The 8,369-nt window shown below is 65.7% G+C and carries 7 protein-coding genes; 6 read left to right on the plus strand and 1 reads right to left on the minus strand.

From position 1 onward, the window contains the following. A partial coding sequence (locus RHBS_RS20180; protein WP_145977552.1) for a FadR/GntR family transcriptional regulator occupies positions 1–383 on the minus strand: 383 nt, incomplete at its 3' end. 80 nt (positions 384–463) lie between these two features. Here RHBS_RS20180 and RHBS_RS20185 point away from each other — a divergent pair. The 6 genes from RHBS_RS20185 to RHBS_RS20210 all read left to right on the plus strand — a co-directional run bounded on the left by RHBS_RS20185 (position 464) and on the right by RHBS_RS20210 (position 8,324). Further along, positions 464–1,705 (plus strand): MFS transporter, encoded by a 1,242-nt coding sequence (locus RHBS_RS20185; protein ID WP_237669484.1) that lies wholly within the window; start codon positions 464–466, stop codon positions 1,703–1,705. A 238-nt stretch (positions 1,706–1,943) separates the two neighbouring features. Then, the gene (locus tag RHBS_RS20190) at positions 1,944–3,335 is read left to right on the plus strand and encodes a NarK/NasA family nitrate transporter (protein WP_237669488.1); all 1,392 of its coding nucleotides are present in this window, start codon (positions 1,944–1,946) and stop codon (positions 3,333–3,335) included. 61 nt (positions 3,336–3,396) lie between these two features. Next, a complete protein-coding gene (gene nirB, locus RHBS_RS20195; RefSeq protein WP_128646314.1) occupies positions 3,397–5,892 on the plus strand; it encodes a nitrite reductase large subunit NirB in 2,496 nt (831 codons plus the stop codon). Between the two features lie 109 nt (positions 5,893–6,001). Next, positions 6,002–6,394, plus strand: a complete 393-nt coding sequence (gene nirD, locus RHBS_RS20200; protein WP_128646315.1) for a nitrite reductase small subunit NirD — start codon at positions 6,002–6,004, stop codon at positions 6,392–6,394. A 20-nt stretch (positions 6,395–6,414) separates the two neighbouring features. Then, positions 6,415–7,596, plus strand: coding sequence for a uroporphyrinogen-III synthase (locus tag RHBS_RS20205; protein ID WP_237669491.1), 1,182 nt, complete (start codon positions 6,415–6,417; stop codon positions 7,594–7,596). Next, on the plus strand, positions 7,596–8,324 hold the full coding sequence (locus tag RHBS_RS20210) for a sirohydrochlorin chelatase (RefSeq protein ID WP_128646317.1): 729 nt from the start codon (positions 7,596–7,598) through the stop codon (positions 8,322–8,324). The genes RHBS_RS20205 and RHBS_RS20210 overlap by 1 nt, the downstream gene beginning before the upstream one ends. Positions 8,325–8,369: the final 45 nt, after the last annotated feature.

Raw genomic sequence — 8,369 nt, forward strand, 5'->3', positions numbered from 1 at the left:
CGATCGGCCAGCGCGGCCAGCATGGCACGGATGTCGGCGTCGTCGCGTCGGTCGGCCGCAAGAGCCGCCGCAGTGACTTCCAGGGTTTCGCGTAGCTCGGTGACGTCGCGGTGTCGGGCGTCCGAGAAGTACTTTCCCAGGGTTCCGCCGACGTCGGAGCACGTCATGACGAATGTGCCCGAACCCTGCCTGCGTTCGACCATGCCTGCATGAACGAGCGCCTGTACTGCTTCGCGCACGGTGTTGCGCCCGGTGCCGGTCATCTCGCACAGTTCGGCTTCGGTGGGAATGCGGGTACCCACCGGCCATCGCTGCGACGTGATCTCCGCGCGCAGCGCAGCCGTTACCTGGGAAATCAGGCTCGATCGCTGGACCTGCCGCACGTGGCTCCTCATGCCGGGGACGTTGCAGCGTCGATAGTAATACTTTGCACCCAATGATCCGGTCATCCTATGATTGCGTGGTGAGTGCGCCCACCGTCCCCGCCGGCCGAATCGTCGGTACCTCGCTCCTGCGCGGGCGAATTCTGGTCTTCTCCGCCATCGTTCTGTCTGCACTGACGCTCCGTGCGGCAGTGACGTCGATCAGCCCGCTGTTCGGCAGGATCGGCACCGACCTCGAGTTCGGTGACACGGTCGTCGGCGTCGTCGGAATGTTGCCCCCGGCGATGTTCGCCGTGTTCGGTCTGGCAACACCGTTTCTCGCCAAGCGCACCGGTCTCGAGCGGGCCGCGTTGCTGGCCATGGCGCTGACCACCATCGGCATGGCCACCCGTGCATTCGCGCCGAACACCGTCTCGTTGCTCGCCCTGTCCGCGATCGCCCTCGCCGGAATGGGAATCGGGAACGTCGTCATCCCGCCGTTGGTCAAACGGTATTTCTCCGATCGCCTCGCTGTGGTGAGCACCATCTACATCTGCGCCATGCAGATCAGCACCATGATTCCGCCCCTGCTCGCGGTCCCCATCGCCGATGCCAACGGGTGGCGGCTCTCGATCGGCGTCTGGGCGATCGTCGGCGTTGCCGCCGCACTGCCGTGGCTCGGCGTCGTGATATCCCGACGCAGCCGTGACGAGAAGGACGTCTCGGGCGAGGCCGGTTCGGCGGCAGTGCACACCCGGACCGGCGGCCGGATTCATCACTCGTCGCTGGCGTGGGGAATGGTCACGATGTTCGCGATGACATCGCTGATCACGTACTCCATGCTCACCTGGCTGCCGACGCTGTTGATCGACTCGGGTATCGGCGAAGGGCTGGCCGGCGCCTCGGTCGCCGCGTTCGGTGCGATGGGCTTGGTCACCTCGCTGGCCGCGCCGACCCTCTGTGCCAGACTACGCAATCCGTTCGGGCTCGTCGTGGTCGCCGCGGTGTGTTATCTCTGCGGGTTCGCCGGCCTGCACTGGTCGCCTGCCGCCGGTACGGTCGTCTGGGTGTGCTTGGTCGGGCTGGGCACGATGACCTTCCCGATGTCGCTGACGCTGATCAACCTCCGCACGCGCACCGCGGTGGGATCGTCCTCGCTCTCGGGATTCACTCAGGGGCTCGGTTACGTGGTGTCCTCGACCGGCCCGATTCTGTTCGGGCTGTTGCACACGCAGTCCGGCGGATGGGGACTGCCATTGACGCTGCTGACCGGATGCGTGGCGGTTCTGCTGGTCGGAGGGTTCCTGTGCTGCCGACCGAGGATGCTCGAAGACACCTGGTGACGCACAGCGACCGTTGACGCTTCATCTCACGTCGGTGCCGGTGAGCGCGTGAGACCAAGTTAATCTTTCGCGTCACCGCACGCAGCGCCGCTGCAACATGGCTTTCCTATGTTCGGTTCACACACCGATCAGGAGGCCACACGTGACCAGCCTTTCTCGCAGCGCTTCGGCAGATGCCGGCTCAGCCACCACGGCGACGGTTCCGCCCGGAACAGTCCCCGTCTCCGTCAACCATCACATCGCGCACTGGAATTCCGAGGACGTCGAGGCCTGGGAGGCCGGCGGCAAACAGATCGCCAAGCGCAATCTGATCTGGTCGGTCATCGCCGAGCACGTCGGATTCTCGATCTGGTCGATCTGGTCGGTGATGGTGCTGTTCATGCCGTTGTCGGTCTACGGCATCGACGCGGCGGGCAAGTTCTTCCTCGTGGCCGTCCCCACCCTCGTCGGCGCGATCCTGCGGATTCCGTACACCTTCGCCACGGCCAAGTTCGGCGGGCGGAACTGGACCATCTTCAGTGCTCTGGTGCTCCTGATCCCCACCGTGCTCACCATGTACTTCATGCTCAACCCGGCGTCGTACACCACGTACATCATCGTCGCGGCGTTCGCCGGACTCGGCGGCGGTAACTTCGCATCCTCGATGACGAACATCAACGCGTTCTATCCACAACGCGAGAAAGGATGGGCGCTCGGCTTGAACGCGGGCGGCGGCAACATCGGTGTTCCCGTCATCCAGCTCATCGGCTTGCTGGTCATCGCCACCATCGGTAACACCGCCCCCGAGATCGTGTGCGCCGTTTATCTCGTCTTCATCGCGCTCGCCGCTGTCGGTGCCGCGCTGTACATGGACAACCTCGACAACCAGAAGACCAACGGGCGCTCCATGATCGACGTGTCGAAGTTCTCGGACTCGTGGTGGATCGCCTTCCTGTACATCGGCACGTTCGGATCGTTCATCGGCTTCAGCTTCGCGTTCGGCCAGGTACTGCAGATCAACTTCCTCGCCGGACTCACCGACGGCGGACCCTCGACTCCCGCTCTGCAGGCGCAGGCTTCGCTGCAGGCCGCACAGATCGCTTTCATCGGACCGTTGCTGGGATCGCTGTCGCGTCCGTACGGCGGCAAGCTCGCCGACAAGATCGGCGGCGGCAAGATCACCCTCTACACGTTCGTGGCCATGACGTTCGCCACCGGAGTTCTGGTCGCGGCCAGTACCTGGGACGATTCGACTCCGGGGGCGGCCAGCGGCACGGTGATGGTGCTCTTCGTCGTCGGATTCATCGCACTCTTCCTGCTCTCCGGAATCGGAAACGGATCGGTCTACAAGATGATCCCCGCAATCTTCGCCGCGAAATCGGTTGCGCTGCAGGGAATGACGGTCGACGAGCAGCAGCACTGGTCACGCAAGATGTCCGGCGCACTGATCGGCATCGCCGGTGCGATCGGCGCTCTCGGCGGAGTCGGAATCAACCTGGTGCTGCGGGCGTCGTACTCGGGCACCGCGAAGTCCGCCACGACGGCGTTCTGGGTGTTCCTCGTCTTCTACGTCGTGTGCGCCCTCGTCACGTGGGCGATCTACCTGCGCAAGACCAACTCCGCCGATGCCGACGCTCCGGTAGCCGTCTGAGTGTCCATCACCGGCAAGAACGAAACACAGTGCACGGCAACGTAGATCGGAAGGACCCGCAATGAAGAACGCGGTAGTGGTAGGTCACGGGATGGTAGGACACCGATTCGTCGAAGCGTTGCGAGCGCGCGACGAGGCGGCCGAGTGGAAGATCACGATCCTGTGCGAGGAGGCACTGGCGGCGTACGACAGGGTGGGACTGTCGTCCTACGTCGGTGCCTGGGACCACAAGGAACTCGCTCTGGCGGGCAACGACTATCCCGGTGACACACTCGTGGAGATGCGCACCGGAGTACGGGCCGAGCGCATCGACCGTGACCACCGCACCGTCGTGACCTCGGCGGGAGATACGGTCGAGTACGACGCTCTGGTCCTCGCCACCGGTTCCTACCCGTTCGTACCGCCGATCACCGGACACGACCTGCCCGCGTGCTTCGTCTATCGCACCCTCGACGACCTCGACAAGATCCGTGCCCGCGCCGATGCCGCGGGACCGGGAGCCGTCGGTGTGGTGGTCGGCGGTGGCCTCCTCGGTCTCGAGGCGGCGAATGCGCTGAAGAAGATGGGTATGACCCCGCACGTCATCGAGTTCGCTCCACGATTGATGCCACTGCAGGTGGACGAGGGCGGCGGCGCGCTGTTGGCTCGCCTCGTCACCGAACTCGGGTTGAACGTCCACGTGGGAGTGGGTACGTCGTCGATCTCCGAGAACGACAGCGCAGGCCTGACGGTCGAACTGAGCGACGGCAACACCATCGACGCCGCGCTGCTGGTGTTCTCCGCCGGTGTTCGTCCGCAGGATCGGCTGGCCCGCGAGAGCGGCCTCGAGGTCGGTGAGCGCGGCGGCATCATGGTCGACATCGGTTGCAGTACCTCCGACCCGGCCGTCTACGCGATCGGCGAATGTGCCGCGGTCGAAGGTAGGTGCTACGGCCTGGTCGCTCCCGGATATTCGACGGCGGAGGTCGTGGCCGACCGATTGCTCGGCGGCGCAGCGCAATTCCCGGGTGCCGACATGTCCACCAAGCTCAAGCTGATGGGCGTGGACGTCGCGAGCTTCGGCGACGCGATGGCGGCCACACCGGGTGCACTCGAGGTGGTGTTCAGTGATGCGCCCAAGGGCACGTACGCCAAGCTCGTCGTGACCGACGACGCGAAGACCCTCCTCGGCGGCATCCTCGTCGGCGATGCCTCCGCGTACTCGCTGTTGCGTCCGCTCGTCGGACGGGAATTGCCCGGCGACCCGGGGGCCCTGATCTCACCGGCAGCCGAACAGGTCGGTATCGGTGCGCTGCCCGACGACGCCGAGATCTGCTCCTGCAACGGCGTGAGCAAGGGTGCCATCTGCTCGGCGATCGCCGACGGAGCCTGCGATCTGGCGGCCGTGAAGAGCTGTACCACCGCGGGTACCACCTGCGGCGGATGCCTGCCGTCCATCAAGTCGTTGCTGGCGGCATCGGGGGTCGTGCTCTCGAAGTCGTTGTGCGAGCACTTCGCTCAGTCCAGGGCCGAGCTGTTCGAGATCGTTCGGGCCACGAACACCCGCACCTTCTCGTCGCTGATCGCCAAGTACGGCACGGGAACCGGCTGCGACATCTGCAAGCCCGTCGTGGCGTCGATTCTCGCGTCGACGTCCTCGGATCACATTCTCGACGGCGAGCAGGCGTCGTTGCAGGACACCAACGATCACTTTCTGGCCAACATCCAGAAGAACGGCACGTACTCGGTGGTGCCTCGGATGCCCGGCGGCGAGTGCACGCCCGAGCAGCTCATCGTCATCGGTGAGGTCGCTCGCGACTTCGGGCTGTACACCAAGGTGACCGGGGGCCAGCGCATCGACATGTTCGGTGCCCGAGTGGAGCAGTTGCCGGCGATCTGGAAGCGCCTCGTCGACGCAGGGATGGAATCGGGCCAGGCGTACGGGAAGTCGTTGCGGACGGTCAAGAGCTGCGTGGGGTCCACCTGGTGCCGCTACGGCGTCCAGGACTCGGTGGGGATGGCGGTCGATCTCGAGAACCGCTACCGGGGTCTACGGTCGCCGCACAAGATCAAGTTCGGCGTCTCGGGTTGCGCGCGAGAATGCGCCGAGGCTCGCGGCAAGGACGTCGGAATCATCGCCACGGAGGGCGGCTGGAACCTGTACGTGGGCGGTAACGGCGGTCAGTCACCCAAGCATGCTCAATTGCTGGCCTCCAACCTCGACGACGCCACCCTGGTCAGCTACATCGACCGTTACCTCATGTTCTACGTGCGTACCGCCGACCGGCTGCAGCGCACGGCACCGTGGCTCGAATCGCTCGACGGGGGACTCGATCACCTCCGAGCCGTCGTGTGCGAGGACAGTCTCGGGATCGGTGCCGAGCTCGAGGCCGACATGGAACGCCACGTCGCCGGGTACAAGGACGAGTGGGCCGGCGTGCTCGACGACGACGAGAAGCTCGGTCGGTTCGTCTCCTTCGTCAATGCTCCGGACGAGGCCGACCCCACCATCGCGTTCGACGAGTCCGGGGCGCGCAAGGTACCCGTGCTGATGGGAATGCCACGTATCGGCGCGTGAGCTGACAACCGGCAGGTCACGAGACTGAGTGCATGTGCACAGACGAGTAATCGCGACTTAACGGGCCAGAAACACAAGCAACGTGGAATAGCTGATCAGGAGGTGCGCCATGACTGTCATCGATTCATCAACAGTGAAGTCACCAACAGCGGTACCGAACGACCTCGCTCGTGATTGGACCCCGGCCTGCACGCTCGACGCGCTGATTCCGGGGCGCGGAGTGGCGGTGCTCCTGCGCGGCGGCACCCAGGCGGCGCTGTTTCTGCTCGACGACGGACGACTGTTCGCGGTGGGCAACATCGATCCGTACGGGCGCGCAGCAGTGATGTCACGCGGACTGGTGGGAGACCGAGGGGGCGAACCCACCGTCGCGTCGCCGTTGCTCAAGCAGGTCTTCTCCCTGGCCGACGGGCGCTGCCTCGATGACCCGCAGGTCACCCTCGGATCGTTCGAGGTCTCCTGCGTCGAGGGCGTCGTGCTCGTCCGTGGCGGATCTACGTGAGCGAAATCGCCGGGGCAGCAATGCCTCTGGCCGGGTTCACCGTCGGGATCACCGCGTCGCGTCGGGCCGAGGAGTTCGCGACTCTGCTCGAGCGGCGCGGGGCCACCGTGATGCACGCCCCCGCAATTCGCATCATCCCACTGGCCGACGACGCCGAACTCGAACGCGTCACCGCCGCCGTCATCGCTGACCCACCCGAAATAACCGTAGCCACAACAGGAATCGGATTTCGTGGCTGGATCGAGGCAGCGGACGGGTGGGGACGGGCAGAAGAACTGGGGCGCGCCCTCGGCACGTCCCGCCTGCTTGCTCGCGGCCCGAAGGCCAAAGGAGCCATTCGAGCAGCCGATCTGCGCGAGGAATGGTCGCCCGCCTCGGAATCCTCGGCGGAGGTACTCGAACATCTGCTCGCCGAAGGAGTCGAGGGCACCCGCATCGCAGTGCAGCTGCACGGCGCGACCACCGAGTGGGAGCCGGTCCCCGACTTCTGTGAGGTGTTGCGCTGTGCGGGAGCCGAAGTGGTTCCGGTGCCGGTGTATCGCTGGACCGCACCCGACGACCAGAGCCCGATGGACCGGATGATCGAAGCCGTCATCGTCGGGGATCTCGACGCCCTCAGCTTCACCTCGGCACCGGCGGTGGCGTCGATGCTGATGCGGGCCGACGAGAACGGCGTACTCGAACCCCTGCTGCAATCGATGCGATCGAGGGTGCTGCCGGTGTGCGTCGGACCGGTCACGGCCGCGCCCCTCGAACAACTCGACGTGGCCACCACACAGCCAACACGAGCGCGTCTGGGGGCACTCGCGCGGCACATCGCCGAGGAACTGCCGAGGCGCACCGGTCGGCTGCACGCAGGCGGACACGTGGTCAGTGTCCGCGGTAAGTGCGTGGTGGTCGACGGTGAAGTTCGACCGGTGTCCCCGGCAGGCATGGCGCTGATGAAGACGCTGGCCCGCAATCCCGGACGCGTCGTCTCCCGCGAGGACCTGTTGGCGTCGCTGCCCGGCGGAGGAGGCGACACCCACGCGGTGGAAACCGCGATGACCAGACTCAGGTCCTCGCTTGGCGCGCCGAAAGCGATCCAGACCGTGGTCAAGCGTGGCTATCGCATCGCACTCGATCACATCGAGACCGAAACGGGTTGCGATTCCGACGAGCCGGCCGCGCGTGCGGCCGTCGTAGAAGGGGGAAAGTACTGATGAAACCGACTCTGGTGTTGGTTGCACACGGCACCCGAAACCCCCGTGGTGTCGAGATGATCGCCGCACTCGCCGATGAGGTGTCGACACAGATCGGTACCACCCGAGTGGCCTTCGTGGACGTACTCGGGCCGTCCCCGGCCGAGGTACTGCGCGACACCGCCGAGTCGGCGGTGGTGGTTCCCGCTTTCCTTGCGTCGGGCTACCACGTGCACACCGATGTGCCGCGAGAGATCGCCGACAGCGCTCACACGTCGGTCGCGGTCACCCGCGCTCTCGGACCCGACCTCGTGCTGGCCGAGGTCATGCTCGCCCGACTGCGCGATGCCGGATGGCAGGCGGGCGACTGCATCGTGCTCGCAGCCGCAGGGTCCTCCGACGCTCGTGCGTTGGAAGAACATCGGCGCGCGGCAGCGATGCTGGCCGACGTCGCTCGGGTCCCGGTACGCATCGGCTACGTCGCCACCAGTACCCCCACCGTGTCCGACGCGGTGTCGACTCTGCGAGAAGCCGGGCACCCACGTGTGTTCGTGGCGTCGTATCTGTTGGCGCGCGGGCTCTTTCACACTCGTTTGGCTGACGCCGGTGCCGACGGTGTCGGTGAACCGCTCGGAGTACATGCCGCGATCGTCGATCTCGTGGTCGCGCGTTACCGCGAGGGTGTTCGCTCTCTCGCTGAATCTAGCGGTGCGGCAAGGGAAGAATTGTCACCGGCTCGTCGGCGCTGACCTCGGCCGGAATCACCGCCAGTGCGTCGCGGCCGACGAGGTGCG

The organism is Rhodococcus sp. BS-15 (assembly GCF_000813105.1).
Taxonomy (GTDB): Bacteria; Actinomycetota; Actinomycetes; order Mycobacteriales; family Mycobacteriaceae; genus Rhodococcoides.

Excerpts from the sequence above, each read along its gene's own strand:
- nirB (WP_128646314.1), top strand. The coding sequence starts at position 3,397 with ATGAAGAACGCGGTAGTGGTAGGTCACGGGATGGTAGGACACCGATTC.
- nirD (WP_128646315.1), top strand. The coding sequence starts at position 6,002 with ATGACTGTCATCGATTCATCAACAGTGAAGTCACCAACAGCGGTACCG.
- RHBS_RS20205 (WP_237669491.1), top strand. The coding sequence starts at position 6,415 with ATGCCTCTGGCCGGGTTCACCGTCGGGATCACCGCGTCGCGTCGGGCC.
- RHBS_RS20210 (WP_128646317.1), top strand. The coding sequence starts at position 7,596 with ATGAAACCGACTCTGGTGTTGGTTGCACACGGCACCCGAAACCCCCGT.